Source organism: Arthrobacter sp. 18067 (assembly GCF_902706295.1).
Classification (GTDB): Bacteria; Actinomycetota; Actinomycetes; order Actinomycetales; family Micrococcaceae; genus Arthrobacter.
This window is the reverse complement of record NZ_CACSJJ010000021.1, coordinates 109698-122827: the sequence shown is the minus strand read 5'-3', so window position 1 is coordinate 122827 and position 13130 is coordinate 109698. Positions and strand designations below refer to the sequence as shown.

The following is a 13130-nucleotide window of genomic DNA, read 5'->3' as shown; positions in this document are numbered from 1 at the left end:
CCGCCGCCACCGGAATCGCCGCCGAAGAAGCCACCGCCGCCTCCGCCGTCGTTGTTGCCGCCGCCCCAGCCACCTCCGCCGCCGTTCAGGATGGAATTGATGAGGATACCGCCGAGGATGGCGCCACCAAGGCCGCCGCCTCCGCCGCCACCGCCGAACATGCCACCGCGTCCGTAGCCTTGGCCTTGGTCTGCGTAGCCGAACTGGTCGACGTCGGACTGCGCAAGTTGTGCCGCCTGGGCAGCAAGTGAGTGCGCCTGCTGGGCGTAGGTCAGTGCCGTAACAGGATCATTGCGTGAGATGGACAGTGCGTAATCCAGATTGCGCTGAGCCTCGGCCAACCTGGTCCGCGCCTCTGTGCCTACGCCGCCGCGTCGGGCGGTGATGTAGTCAGAGGTGGCGCTGATCTGGGCCTGGGCTGCCATGATGGTCTGCTGCAGTGATGCTTGCGCCCGGCGGGCCTGCTCCTGCTGGTCGCGAATACCGGACAGCGACTGGTCCAGGGCTTGATGGGCTGATTCCACCCGGCTGAGCGTAGCGATGGGATCAATCTTTCCGCCCTGGATCTCGGTCTTCACCTGTGCCAAGGCCGCTTCCACACCGGCTACGGGGCCGGCAAGTTCGGGGTGCTCACCCGATTGGATCATGGCCCTGGCCTGGGCGAGGTCCTGACTGGTCTCCGCAACGGCACCTTCCAGGGAGGCACGTGCCTCATCCAGGCTGCCGGCTGTCTTGGAGATGGCATCGATCAATACGTTGGTTTGGTGCAGGCTTTCCTCGGCGGCACGAACGGCCACTGCGGCCAGGCTGTTCTCGCCGGCCGCCAATTTCTCCTGGGCTGCGGTGACGGCGTTCTGCACGAATGCGAGGCGCTCTTTTGCCTGCAGGATGTTATCGGAGACCTGCGTCAAGGCAGAGTCGGCGTACTTGGCGCGCAAGCCCTCCAGCGACTGTTCTGTGTTGGCGATCTTGGAATCCGCGTCCCTGGCTCCGGCGGACACTGCCGCCAGGGCCTGCGGGGCGTTCTTTTCAAGCTCACGCAACGAGTCGAAGTCGGCCTTCTGGTCTCGCAGCGAAGCAAGTGCTGCCTCTGACCTGCGGATGATTTCGCCGAGCCAGCTCCGCTGTTGTTCTTCGGTGTCCGGGATGTGGTCATCAAGCTGCTGCTGCAACTTGAAGGACTCCGTCATGTGGCCCTTCGCTTCTTCAAGGGCTTTGGTGAAGTTGCCGATCGCGGAATCACCATACTGGGCCTGCGCGAAGCCGAGTTCCTGTTCGCTGGACTTGATGGCGTCGTCGGCTTCGATCAGCAGTGAGCCGCTCTTCTGGCGTAGCTCCGGGATGCTCAGCCCAGCGAGAGGGTCCAGCTGCTCACCTTGCGGGCCATAGCTGGCGCTGGTGGCCTGGCTGCTGCCCTTCTTGCGGCGGTTACGCAAGTACAGGTACGTCCCTGCGCCACCGGCGGCTACTACACCGACTCCAACGAGGACGCCAACACCGGCGTTGCCGCTGGGCACTGTCCCGCTTCCACCGCCTGCGGCGTCGCCGATGGCGGCTGCAGTGTCGATGGCCGCCTGGGCGAAGTCTTTCTTGCCGCCTGCCAGATTGGCAACAACGGCGTTCTGAGCGATTGCCGACTGCTTGGAGTAGATGGAGCTGCCCGAGTTCAGGGCAAAGTTGTACTGGCCAGCGGTGGAAATCGCCAGAATGGCGTCCGGCTTGCCCATCCCCCTCTTATCGGCAACGGCCTTGGTCCACTCCTTGGGGTCCGACGGGTTGGTGAAGGAGTCCACGGTGACAACGTACAGGTTGTACTTGTGGTCCTTGAGAGTCTTTTGGATGGCTTCCTGGACCTCGCCTTTTCGGCTGCCCAGGACGTTGGCGTCGTCCACGATGTTCTGTCCGGACGGAATGGTCACCGGATCGACAGCCCAGGCAGCTGTGGCCGGAAAGGCCAATAGTCCAGCCACGCCAATTCCGGCGAGTACGCGTTTAAATATTGACCGCATGTGCAACCCTTCAGCACGTCTGCGACTGGAACAAGGCGTACCAATCGTCACAGAATGCTCAGCGCCCCCACGCATGGTGTAAAGCCGCAGGTCGCTGTGGCAATTCCTCTTGATTCTATGGTGCACCCCTTAACCCGTCCACAGGGGTGAATATGCCACCAGCGAAATATAGGAGAGAGCGGGATTGTTCAGGCGTTGAGGGCATTGTGGGAGGGGCTGCCATGGGCGCCCTGAGCCTTTCAGGAAGCTCCCAGCGAACGTCCGCTTTTGTTCCAGTTATTGGGTACATAGTTGATGGAGACGAGGACGAAAGGAAGACCCATGACGGAGAACCCAGCGCAGGGCAGCGCACCGGAGAACCGCGAGCCATCCGAGCCGCGGGACACCACCAGCGAAAACACCGATGCCACCGCCACCCAGCAGCAGCCCGCCTGGACTTCAGGGCAGGAGGCGGGTGCCGGTAACGCTGCACAGCCCACTACGCCGCTCCCGGCGTTTCAGCCGCCTGCGGGCCCGGCTGGCCAGCCCAATCAGGAGAACACCCCGGCGCAGCATGCGGCCCCTGAACAGCGCACACCCCAGCAGTACGCTGCACAGCACCCAGGGCACCACGCAGCTCCTGCCCAGCCCTCCGGCCAGCCGCTTGCCACCCAGCAGCAGCCGCAGTACTACGGCGCTACGCAGCATCAGGATCCGGCACACCGCCCCGGCTACCCGCAGCACCAGCCGTTCTACGGCGGGGGCTCAAACCCCCAGGGCCCGCAGGGACCAGGAATGCAGCACACTCCCGCGAGCTCAAATGTTGCCACCAAACGCAAGCCCGCGTTCGGCGTCGGCACCCTCGTAGCGAGCATGCTCGCGGCGGGCCTGATCGGTGGCGGTGTAGTGGCTGGCAGCAACGTGCTCTGGGACCAGCCGGCTCCGGCAGCGTCCACGAGCGGACAGTCCAGCACGGTCATCGTCAACAACAAGGACGACGTCAACGTGATCACTGCGGCGGCCGCCAAGGCATCGCCCAGTGTCGTGACCATCAAGGCAACCAGCGGCAACGAAGGGGGAACCGGTTCAGGCATCATCCTCGATGACCAAGGCCATATTCTCACCAACACCCACGTCGTGACCCTGGACGGTGCCACGGCCAATGCCGCCATTGAGGTACGTACTAGCGACGGCAAGGTCCTCAAGGCAACGGTTGTTGGCACGGACCCGCTCTCGGACCTCGCCGTGATCAAAGTCAGCGACGCGTCCGGGTTGGTTCCGGCCACGCTCGGGGACTCCTCCAAGATCAACGTGGGGGACACCGCCGTCGCCATCGGTTCACCCTTGGGCCTGACAGGTACGGTGACGGACGGTATCGTCTCCACCCTCAACCGCACCATCAGCGTCGCGTCGTCAGCTGTGCCGGAAGGCACGCCCGACGAGAGCCAGGGCGGCGACGAAGGCTTCCAGTTCGCACCGCCAAACGGCGGCCAGAGCCAGTCCACAGCCAATGAAGGCTCCATTGCCATCAACGTCATCCAGACCGACGCCGCCATCAACCCCGGTAACTCCGGTGGTGCGCTGGTGAACAGTAAGGGTGAGGTCATCGGGGTCAACGTTGCTATCGCATCCGCCGGCAGCGGAACGTCTGAATCCTCCAGTGGCAACATCGGTGTTGGCTTCAGTGTTCCCATCAACCATGCCAAGCGTGTGGCTCAGGAGATCATAGATACGGGCAAAGCCAGCCACGGCCAGTTCGGTGTGTCGGTCCGTTCGAAGTCGTCCACGGGTAGCGATTCGGGCTTCTCTGTCGGTGCCGAGGTTGCCTCGGTAACCACCGGTTCGGCGGCAGCCAAGGCAGGACTCAAGGTTGGCGATGTTGTCACCAAGTTCGGTGACTACACGGTGAGTGACCCCAACCAGCTGACGGCTGCAGTCCGCGAACAGCCGGCCGGCGCCAAGGTCAAGGTCACCATTCAACGCGGGGGCCAGGCCCAGGAGGTTGAGGTAACCCTCGACGCAGCCCAGCAGTAGGCAGCCTGAACAGCGAACGACGGCGGTCGGCACCTCACGGTGTCGCCCGCCGTTTTGCCGTGCGCGGCGCGGCGTCAGCGAAACGAAAGTCTCGCGGGCAGCTGAAACAGGGGTTAACGCTGGGAGTGGCTTTCTGCGGGCAATATGCTTAGCTAGGACGAGCCCACGCGCTGGGCAATTCACGGCCACGCTGTTGCGGTTGGCCGTCCACAAGCATGGAAGGCTGCTTCGAAGACAGTGGAAGAGACATTGAAGATTGTCGTTCTGGTCAAGCACGTCCCGGACGCCCAGTTCGACCGGCACATTACCGGGCCCGGAAACACCACCGACCGTGATGAGAGCATCTTGTCCGAGTTGGATGAGTACGCCCTTGAGGCAGCCTTGCAGCTCGCCGAGGAACGCGGTGGCCCGAAGGCCGGCAACGAGGTCATTGCCTTGAGCATGGGTCCCTCAGGTGCCGTCAACGCGGTGAAGAAGTCGCTGCAGATCGGCGCGTATTCGGGCGTCCACCTTAGCGATGACGCTCTGGCCGGGTCCGACGCTGCTGCTACCTCGCTGGCGCTTGCCGCCGCTATCCGCCACATCTCGGCGGATGGTCGCCCGGTGGACCTGGTCCTCACCGGCATGGCGTCCACTGATGGTGAGACGTCACTGATCCCGGCCCAGCTGGCCGAACGCTTGTCCTTTCCGCAGGTGACCTTCGCGTCCAGCCTCGAGGTTTCGGGAAACCAGGTCACCGCCCGCCGTGACGCCGGTGCTTTCTCTGAGACGGTTGAAGCACAGCTCCCTGCCGTTGTTTCGGTCACCGACCAGATCAACGAGCCGCGCTACCCCAACTTCAAGGGCATCCTGGCCGCCAAGAAAAAGAAGATCGCTTCCCTGTCGCTCGCGGACATCGGCGTGGACGCCGCGCAGGTGGGCTTGGCCGGTTCCTGGACAGTGGTGGAGTCTGCAGAGGCCCGTCCGCCGCGGACGGCAGGCACCATCATCACCGACGACGGCGACGCCGGCATCAAGCTGGTCGACTTCCTCGCCGCACAGAAGCTGCTCTAAAGGGGATTCCAACCATGGCAAATGCACTTGTTTTCATTGACAACCCCGGAGCGGCTCTCAAGAAGAGCAGCCTGGAACTCCTGACCATCGCCCGATCGCTGGGGGAGACCGCCGTCGCATTCACCGGGGAGCTGAACGACGACGTCGCTGCCACCCTGGGTGCCTATGGCGTCACCACGGTGTACGTGCCGTCGGCGGAGGACCTCGACAACTACCTGGTTGGCCCGAAGGCCGCCTACCTCGCCGCTGCTGTGGCAGCCTCGGGAGCCACGGCCGTCCTTCTGGACAACTCTCCGGAGGGCAAGGATATCGCGGGCAGGCTTGGTATCAAGCTCAATGCCGGCGTGATCACCGACGTCGTGGGCGTCGAAGCCGATGGCACGGCGCACAAGAGTGTTCTTGCCGGCTCGTACAACACCACGGCGAAGGCCACCACTCCGGTGACAGTGCTCTCGGTGAAGGCCAACAACGTAGAGCCTGCCCCGGTTGGTGCTGCGCCTGCCCCGGCCACTGCAACGGTTGACGTACCGGCTGACGCGATCGCGAACTCTGCACGCATCGCTGCGCGGACCGAGAAGCCTGTCAGCGGCCGCCCGGACCTTAGTGAAGCGAGGATCGTCGTGGCCGGCGGCCGCGGCGTTGACGGTGACTTCGCTCCGGTTGAAGAGCTCGCGGATGCCTTGGGCGCTGCCGTAGGCGCATCCCGTGCTGCCACCGATGCAGGCTGGATCGGCCACGACGCCCAGGTCGGCCAGACCGGTGTCACGGTTTCGCCCCAGTTGTACATCTCGGCCGGCATCTCCGGAGCCATCCAGCAGAAGGCCGGAATGCAGACCTCCAAGGTCATCGTGGCCATCAACAAGGACGCAGAATCGCCGGTGTTCGAGATCGCCGACTACGGCATCATCGGTGACCTCTTCAAGGTTCTCCCACAGGCCACGGCCGAGATCAAGAAGCGGAAAGGCTGATCCCTTTGTCTACTGGCGTTACGTCAGCAAAGAGCCCGTTCGACGCCTCCACGGAGCGCGTCGAGCGGGTGCTTTGTTTTACTGCCCATCCTGACGACATCGACTTCGGCGCCGCTGGCACCATTGCAGCGTGGACTGCGGCCGGCGTCGAGGTCATCTACTGCATCATGACCGACGGCGACGCCGGCGGCTTCGATCCGGCCGACAGGGAGCGGATCACCGAGCTCCGCGCTGAGGAGCAAAGGCGTGCGGCCGCTCTGGTGGGTGTCACTGACATCCATTACCTTCACGAGCTCGATGGCTACCTTGAACCGACACATGGCGTCATCAAGCAGGTGGTGAAGCTGATCCGTGAAATCCGACCCGACATCGTGCTGACCATGCACCCCGAACGGAACTGGGACCGCCTGCAAAAGAGCCACCCGGACCACCTTGCAGCCGGCGAGGCCGTGACTCGTGCCGTCTATCCGGCAGTGGAGAATCCCTTCGCCTACCCGGAGTTGGCCGAGGCGGGACTGAGTGCCTACAAGCTGCCGTGGTTGTGGTTTATCTCCAGCCCGGAAGCCAGGGAGAACCACTTTGTGGACGTCTCAGGACACGTCGACGCCAAGCTCGACGCCATCCGGATCCATGCAAGCCAGCATCCCGACATTGAAGGCATGGAGCGCGTTGTCAGGAGCCTGCTGCTGGCCAACGGTGAACGGGCAGGCCTGACGTCCGGTGGCAGTGCTGAGGCCTTCCACGTGGTGTCCGTCAATGGTACAAGCACCATCGCCGGCTTCTGACGTTGCCGTGGTGTAACCCGTGTCATATGCTTGATCTCGGTTAAATCATATTTATTCGAGGAAGGCAGACTTTGATGGCGAAGACTGCGCAACAACCCGTACTGGTGATTATGGGAGTCTCCGGTTCCGGCAAATCGACTGTAGCCGGTGTTCTTGCCGGCAAGCTGGGATGGGATCTGGCCGAAGGCGACGACCTGCACCCGGAGGCGAACGTAGCCAAGATGCAGTCGGGGCTTGCCCTCAGCGATGAGGACCGCTGGCCTTGGCTGGGCATCATTTCGGACTGGATCCGCGAGCGAGCGGATGCAGGAACCCCGGCGATCATTACGTGCTCGGCTCTGAAAAAGAAGTACCGCGACGTGCTTCGCGGCGAGGGCGTGGTGTTTGTCTTCCTGCAGGGGAGCAAGGACAAGATTTCCGATCGTCTGGCATCCAGGCACGGCCACTTCATGCCGCCGTCACTCCTGGAATCGCAGTTCGACGCCCTGGAGGAGCCCACGGAAGACGAGAACCACATCTCGCTCTGCGTTTCCGCGTCGCCGGCAGAAGAAGCCGACGAAGTCATTGAACGGCTCGGTCTCCGGCCCGCAGGCGCCGGCCCCGAAGAGACAGCCTCGTGAGGGTCCTGGAAACCGCAACGCAAGTACAGGAATGGACCGGGCACGACACCCAACTTCTTGTCGTGGCCGCCCTGGGCATTGCCCTGATTGTGGTGTTGATTGCCAAGCTCAAGCTTCATCCGTTCCTGGCGCTGGTGCTTGGCTCGGCCTTCGTTGGCCTGGCCTCCGGCGTGGAACTGGGCAAGGTCATCACCAACTTCGAAGACGGGGTTGGTGGTGTCCTCAAGGAAGTCGGGCTGCTCATTGCCCTGGGAGCCATGCTCGGGAAGTTGTTGGCCGATTCCGGGGGCGCCAACCGGGTGGTGGACACTTTGCTGGCCAAAGCCAGCGGCAACAAGTTGGTCTGGATGATCACGCTTGTGGCGGTCATCATCGGCTTGCCCATGTTCTTCGAAATCGGGCTCGTCCTGCTGCTTCCGGTGATTGTCCTGGTGACGCAGCGGTCCAAGATGAAGCTGATGCGCATCGCCATTCCAGCGTTGGCTGGCCTGTCCGTCCTTCACGGGCTCGTGCCGCCGCATCCGGGACCACTCATAGCGATCAGCGCAGTCAAAGCCCAACTGGGAACAACTCTCGGTCTGGGCATCCTCGTGGCGATTCCCACGGTCATCATCTGTGGTCCGCTCTTTTCCCGGTTGGCGGCCCGCTGGGTCCCGGTTGACGCGCCCGCAGTGGCCGGCGGCATCGACACCCAGCACGCGGCCGACATGAGCGAGGTCAAGCGACAGCCCTCGTTCCTGGTGACCCTGTTAACCATCATCTTCCCTGTGGTCCTGATGCTCCTCAAAGCGCTGGGTGGCATCATCTGGCCAAACCCCGAAACGGCACCAGCCATCCGGATTTTCTTCGACTTCGTGGGCCAACCTTTGGTGGCCATGACGCTGGCTGTGCTCCTTGCAATCGTGACGTTCGGCTACGCCGTGGGCTTCACCGGCAGCAAGATCACCTCCAAGTTGGGCGAAAGCCTAGGGCCGATCGCCGCGATCCTCCTCATTGTGGGAGCGGGTGGCGGTTTCAAGCAGACCCTGATCGGTGCGGGCGTGGGGGATGCCGTCAAGAAATGGGCCGAAGGTGCCAACATGTCGGTCCTGGTGCTCGGCTTCATCGTGGCGGTGGCTCTCCGACTGGCCACTGGCTCAGCCACGGTTGCCACGGTAACGGCCGCGGGAATTGTGGCGCCACTGGCGAGCAGCCTGAGCCCGACGCATGCTGCCTTGTTGGCCCTGGCAATTGGCGCAGGCTCGCTGTTCCTGTCCCACGTCAACGACGCCGGATTCTGGTTGGTCAAAGAACTCTTCGGGCTCACCGTCGGGCAGACATTCAAGACCTGGTCGGTCATGGAAACCCTGATCTCCGTGGTGGGCTTCGGGTTCGTGATGCTTCTATCGTTGGTGTTGTAGCTACCCAAAACGCCAACATACGAGCGACGGCGGCCGTCCCCTTGATGGGACGGCCGCCGTCGAGCATTAAGAGCGTTGAACCCCTTGGCGTCAGGCGCTGAGCGCGACCACGAGGACCGGCTCAGTGGTGGGGGCGCTCGATCCGCCTGTGGGTTCCACCGTGATGGCTACGGACGATGCAGATGCCAGGCCCTTCACAACGGCGGGCTTGGAAAGCGTCTGGGCGTCCATGGTGCCCTGGGGTACAGGGGCCGACCCGTCTTTGGGAAGGGTCCACAACTGGTAGACCTTGCCCTCCGGCGCCGGGGCAACACCATCCATCAGGATCACGAACGAGTCTTTGGCTGATGATGCGGAGATGGTGGCAGTACCGCCGCCGGGAACCGGCGCGGACTTCTTCTGGACATCCTGTGCCTGCAGCACCTGGTTGACTGGGTCATTCTGCGCCGAGACGTAGGTGCCCACCCCGATGCCACCGAGGGCAATTACGGCCGCAGCGGCTGCCCCGACGATCCATCTGCGTGCGCCACCAGTCCGGCTGCGCTCCTCGCGCTTCATCCTCGCGGCGGCAAGTTCATCCACGGGCGGGCTTTCAGGCCCGGGCCTTACCGGCTCAGCGGCAGGCTCAACGACGGCATCGTTGGCAATGCGCTCCATAATGTTGTCGAACAGCCCCGCAGGTGGCGCTTCCTCCGGCGCGAAGCTGACTGCCAGAGTCTCCCGGGCTTCACGGACCCGTTCGTGGAACTCCGGACCTTCTGGAGCATCCTTGATGTAGTCGTCTATCAGGGCCCGTTCTTCGTCACTGACAGCGTCCAACGCGTAGATTTCAGCCAGCTCAAGAACGCGGCCCTCGGCGAGGTCGGTAGCGATGTCGTTGGCAAACATTCTGCGGATAAAGCCTCCACTGGTGTTCTCACTCATATCAACCCACCCCCAGGCAGGTCTTCAGGCGCAGCAGTCCATCCCGGATGCGGGACTTGATGGTGGGGACGGCGGCGCCGAGATGTTCGGCGACCTCCCGGTACGTCAGACCGCCGTAGTAGGCGAGGCGGACGGATTCGCGCTGGGTGTCCGTGAGTGTGCCGAGGCATCGGCTGACGGCTTCGGCTTCCAGGTTCGTGTCGGCCTCTTCGGCGACCAGGTCGCGGTCCGGGTCCTGGCTCGCTGCGCCGTATTTGGCTTCGCGGTCCGTTGCGGCCTGAACGGTGCGAACGCGGTCTATGGCCCGTCGATGCGCAATGGTCATGAGCCAGGCCAGTGGGGTTCCGGCCGCGCGATCAAACTTCGCCGCTCCTTGCCACACCTGGATGAAAACTTCCTGGGTGGCGTCCTCGCTCAAGTCAGGGTCTATCAGGACGCGCCTGGCCATACCGAAGACCCGTCTGGAGGTCAGGCGGTAAAACTCGGCAAAAGCCTGCTGGTCGCCGGTGGCCACGAGCTCGAGCAAACCAGTCAACTGCGCATTCAAGTCCGTCGCAGTGCCTGTAGCCTCAAAGACCGGGGGGCCGGGGTTGTTGGGGATGTCCATCACCGTCCAGCATATGTCGTCCCGTTTGAATGCGGCAGCACGTCCATATTGTGTTGCGCACGCGGCAGTGTGGTGCTTTACCGGCATCCCCCTGGTCTGCAGCGCGCTCACGTAGGCTCCTCAACGAATATCCAAGGCAGGACTTGTCCCTGCATAAGGTATTCGGTGCTGCCGTGCCGTTGGATGGGCTAGATCTTGGCGCCGGCAAATCCGTTCTGCCGCCAGGCTTCGAACACGGCGATCGAGGCAGCATTGGCCAGGTTGAGAGAGCGTAGCGACGGCTTCATGGGAAGGCGAACGCGTGCGGTGACGTGGGGGTCCTGCTTCAGCCAGTCCGGCAGGCCAACCGACTCCGGCCCGAACATCAGGACGTCGCCTTCGCGGTAGCTGATATCGGTATAGGACGTCTCGCCATCGGAGGTGTAGGCGAAGACACGCTCGGGTTTCAATGCTGCCCAGGCGGCGTCGATGTCCTTGTGGACAGTGACTACCGCGAGATCATGGTAGTCAAGGCCGGCGCGGCGCAGCTTGGCATCGGAAAAATCGAAGCCAAGGGGCTCCACCAGATGGAGCTCGGCTCCCGTGATGGCGGCCAAGCGGATGGCGTTGCCCGTATTGCCCGGGATTTCTGGGGTGTGGAAGAGGATGCGGAACACTGTCCCATCTTAGTCAGCCTGTCCGGAGCAGCCGCATCCCGGCGATCGGTGGTCCCGGCGGCCTAGTGCATCCCGCGAAGCAGTCGGGCCAGGACCGGCACCACCACAGTATTCGGGGCCGGCCCCGAGCTGAGGAACTGCTTGAGCCCCCTGACGAGCCCGGCACCATTGACTACCTCCACGGCATTGTGGCTGGATTGGCCTTTGCCGTACTGATCGATGACCGGTTCATGGAGGTTGCCGTCGGGACTGTGCAGGACCACCCAGCCCGTGACGTTGAGTTCGGGGAAGATGTCCTGCATATGGCGGACAATGTGGGCAAGTTGCGGGGGAGCCACGGAACGGCCGCCGTGGCGCAAGGAATTGCCGTCCCAGGCGTAGGCGCCTTTGGGCAACAGCATGGACCCGACCAACGCCAGCCGGTAGCCGGAGAGGACAGCGTGGTCGATGTGGTTGTTGTCCGACGGCGAGCGGAGTCCGTTGATGAGCCTCGCGGCGGGAATGGCAGGCAGGACCTGGCGGCTGATGAGCTGGACCGTGCGCATCTCCCTCTGGATCCGCGCTTCGGCACCAAAGATTCCACGTTTGCGGGGGAGTCCGTGGACCTGTTGGGCTGCTTCCGCCGCAGAAATCAGCGGAACTTCATTGGGATCGTCAAAAGCGGGAACATAGACCGCGGGATCACCGGCTGTGTTGCGCTGGGCCTGGGGCCGCCTGACGTTGCTTGTGGCAAAGGGGCCCGGAGCAGCGGTGCCCGTGTAATCGCCAGGCCTTGGCTGGCTGGGGCCCGAGGCGCCGCTGGCGTACCTCCGGTCGTACTCAGCCCTGCGCTGCGGATCGATCAGGGTTTCGTAGGCGAGGGTCACGCGCCTGAACGTCTCCGCTTCTCCACCGTGATCGGGGTGGGCCTTCCGGGCAGCCTTCCGGTAGGCCACTTTGATCTCCTTGTCCGTGGCTGTGACGGAAACACGGAGAACCTGATAGTGCGAATTGCTGCCCTCGGCCAAGCACGGGCCCTTCTCTTAATATCGGTGCGCTCCGAGGAGACGCGGTACTGGCAGTTTATCCAGCCACTATGTGAACGTCGGCATCGGGGTTGGTGGTTCCCGGCTGGCATAATTCAGCCTGTGACTCCACCGGCAACTGAAATCCCGTCCAGCGCGCCGGGGACGATCGCACTGGCGATAAACCCTGCGGCCTCCTTTGGCCGGACCCGCAACGCCGGGGACCACGCCGCAGCCCGGTTCCGCGCCGCCGGAGGGGACGTCGTCGTACTCAAGGCTGACAGTTACGACGACCTGAGGCGGCTTGTTGACCAGACCCTGGCTGGCACCAGGGTGGACGCCCTGGTGGTGGTGGGCGGTGACGGCATGGTCCACCTGGGGGTCAACGCGCTCGCAGGAACCGACATTGCCCTTGGCATCGTTCCCAGCGGAACGGGAAACGATGTTGCCCGGCTGTTGGATTTACCCCTTCATGACACCGCGGCCGCCTGCCGGAGGATCCTGGCCGCGATGCCATCAGGCGGCCGGAAAATCGACGTCGGACGCGTGACAGCGAATGGGCGGGCAACCTACTTTGCCGGCGTTCTCTCGGCCGGGTTTGATGCTGCGGTCAATGAGAGGGCCAACTCCTGGCGCTGGCCACGTGGAAAAAGCCGCTACAACATTGCCATGCTCCGGGAACTGGGCTCATTCCGGCGGATCGAATACAAGGTCACTGCCGACGACGTGACCTGGACCCAGCCTGCGCTGCTCATTTCGGTGGCAAACGGGCAGTTCATTGGCGGCGGTATGCGGATTACCCCTGACGCCTCGCCCGAGGACGGCATGCTGGACCTGTTTGTGGTCAAACCCCTGTCCCGGCTCGGCTTCCTTGCGGTCTTCCCGAAGGTATTCGCCGGCAAGCACACGGGCCATCCTGCCGTGGAGATCAAGCGTGTACGGAAGGTAAGGCTTGAAGCCGACGCCGTGGTGGCGTACGCCGATGGCGAGCGTGTCGCCCCTTTGCCTGTGGACGTCGACATTGTTCCGGGCGGTTTGCGCGTGCTCGCCTAGGCAAACCCGGCGGATAGACTCGATCGCGGAAGATGGCT

At 63.4% G+C, this 13130-nt stretch carries 12 protein-coding genes; 7 read left to right on the top strand and 5 right to left on the bottom strand.

Going from position 1 to position 13130, the window contains the following annotated elements; all coding sequences use genetic code 11:
- A partial coding sequence (locus GVL04_RS19540; protein ID WP_159707604.1) for a TPM domain-containing protein occupies positions 1–2009 on the bottom strand: 2009 nt, incomplete at its 3' end.
- Between the two features lie 321 nt (positions 2010–2330).
- Between GVL04_RS19540 and GVL04_RS19535 the strand changes: the two genes are divergently transcribed.
- The 6 genes from GVL04_RS19535 to GVL04_RS19510 all read left to right on the top strand — a co-directional run bounded on the left by GVL04_RS19535 (position 2331) and on the right by GVL04_RS19510 (position 8848).
- On the top strand, positions 2331–4022 hold the full coding sequence (locus GVL04_RS19535) for a S1C family serine protease (protein WP_235036362.1): 1692 nt from the start codon (positions 2331–2333) through the stop codon (positions 4020–4022).
- Positions 4023–4271: 249 nt separating this feature from the next.
- Positions 4272–5075: an electron transfer flavoprotein subunit beta/FixA family protein gene (locus GVL04_RS19530; RefSeq protein ID WP_159707600.1), complete on the top strand. Its 804-nt coding sequence runs from the start codon at positions 4272–4274 to the stop codon at positions 5073–5075.
- Positions 5076–5089: 14 nt separating this feature from the next.
- Entirely contained in the window at positions 5090–6043 is a 954-nt protein-coding gene (locus GVL04_RS19525; protein ID WP_159707598.1) for an electron transfer flavoprotein subunit alpha/FixB family protein, read from the top strand.
- A gap of 5 nt (positions 6044–6048) precedes the next feature.
- Entirely contained in the window at positions 6049–6828 is a 780-nt protein-coding gene (locus tag GVL04_RS19520; protein WP_159707596.1) for a PIG-L deacetylase family protein, read from the top strand.
- Positions 6829–6902: 74 nt separating this feature from the next.
- Entirely contained in the window at positions 6903–7448 is a 546-nt protein-coding gene (locus GVL04_RS19515) for a gluconokinase (protein ID WP_159707594.1), read from the top strand.
- Positions 7445–8848 carry a gluconate:H+ symporter gene (locus tag GVL04_RS19510; protein ID WP_159707592.1) on the top strand — a complete coding sequence of 468 codons (1404 nt, stop codon included), beginning with the start codon at positions 7445–7447 and terminating at the stop codon, positions 8846–8848. The genes GVL04_RS19515 and GVL04_RS19510 overlap by 4 nt, the downstream gene beginning before the upstream one ends.
- Before the next feature lie 90 nt (positions 8849–8938).
- Here GVL04_RS19510 and GVL04_RS19505 read toward each other — a convergent pair whose 3' ends face one another.
- From GVL04_RS19505 to GVL04_RS19490, 4 genes are all read right to left on the bottom strand, one after another.
- Positions 8939–9772: an anti-sigma factor gene (locus GVL04_RS19505; protein WP_159707590.1), complete on the bottom strand. Its 834-nt coding sequence runs from the start codon at positions 9770–9772 to the stop codon at positions 8939–8941.
- 1 nt (position 9773) lies between these two features.
- Positions 9774–10490, bottom strand: coding sequence for an ECF RNA polymerase sigma factor SigK (sigK, locus tag GVL04_RS19500; RefSeq protein WP_159707588.1), 717 nt, complete (start codon positions 10488–10490; stop codon positions 9774–9776).
- A 77-nt stretch (positions 10491–10567) separates the two neighbouring features.
- A complete protein-coding gene (locus tag GVL04_RS19495; RefSeq protein ID WP_159707586.1) occupies positions 10568–11035 on the bottom strand; it encodes a tRNA (cytidine(34)-2'-O)-methyltransferase in 468 nt (155 codons plus the stop codon).
- A gap of 62 nt (positions 11036–11097) precedes the next feature.
- Positions 11098–12042: a J domain-containing protein gene (locus GVL04_RS19490; protein ID WP_159707584.1), complete on the bottom strand. Its 945-nt coding sequence runs from the start codon at positions 12040–12042 to the stop codon at positions 11098–11100.
- A 120-nt stretch (positions 12043–12162) separates the two neighbouring features.
- On the opposite strand from GVL04_RS19490, the gene GVL04_RS19485 reads away from it, so the two are divergent.
- Complete coding sequence (locus tag GVL04_RS19485; protein ID WP_159707582.1) at positions 12163–13092, top strand: diacylglycerol kinase family protein; 930 nt, start codon at positions 12163–12165, stop codon at positions 13090–13092.
- The last annotated feature ends 38 nt before the right edge of the window (positions 13093–13130 follow it).

Bases quoted from the DNA above. Each gene is read 5' to 3' on its own strand.
- GVL04_RS19535 (WP_235036362.1), top strand. From the start codon at position 2,331: ATGACGGAGAACCCAGCGCAGGGCAGCGCACCGGAGAACCGCGAGCCA.
- GVL04_RS19525 (WP_159707598.1), top strand. From the start codon at position 5,090: ATGGCAAATGCACTTGTTTTCATTGACAACCCCGGAGCGGCTCTCAAG.
- GVL04_RS19515 (WP_159707594.1), top strand. From the start codon at position 6,903: ATGGCGAAGACTGCGCAACAACCCGTACTGGTGATTATGGGAGTCTCC.
- GVL04_RS19505 (WP_159707590.1), bottom strand. From the start codon at position 9,772: ATGAGTGAGAACACCAGTGGAGGCTTTATCCGCAGAATGTTTGCCAAC.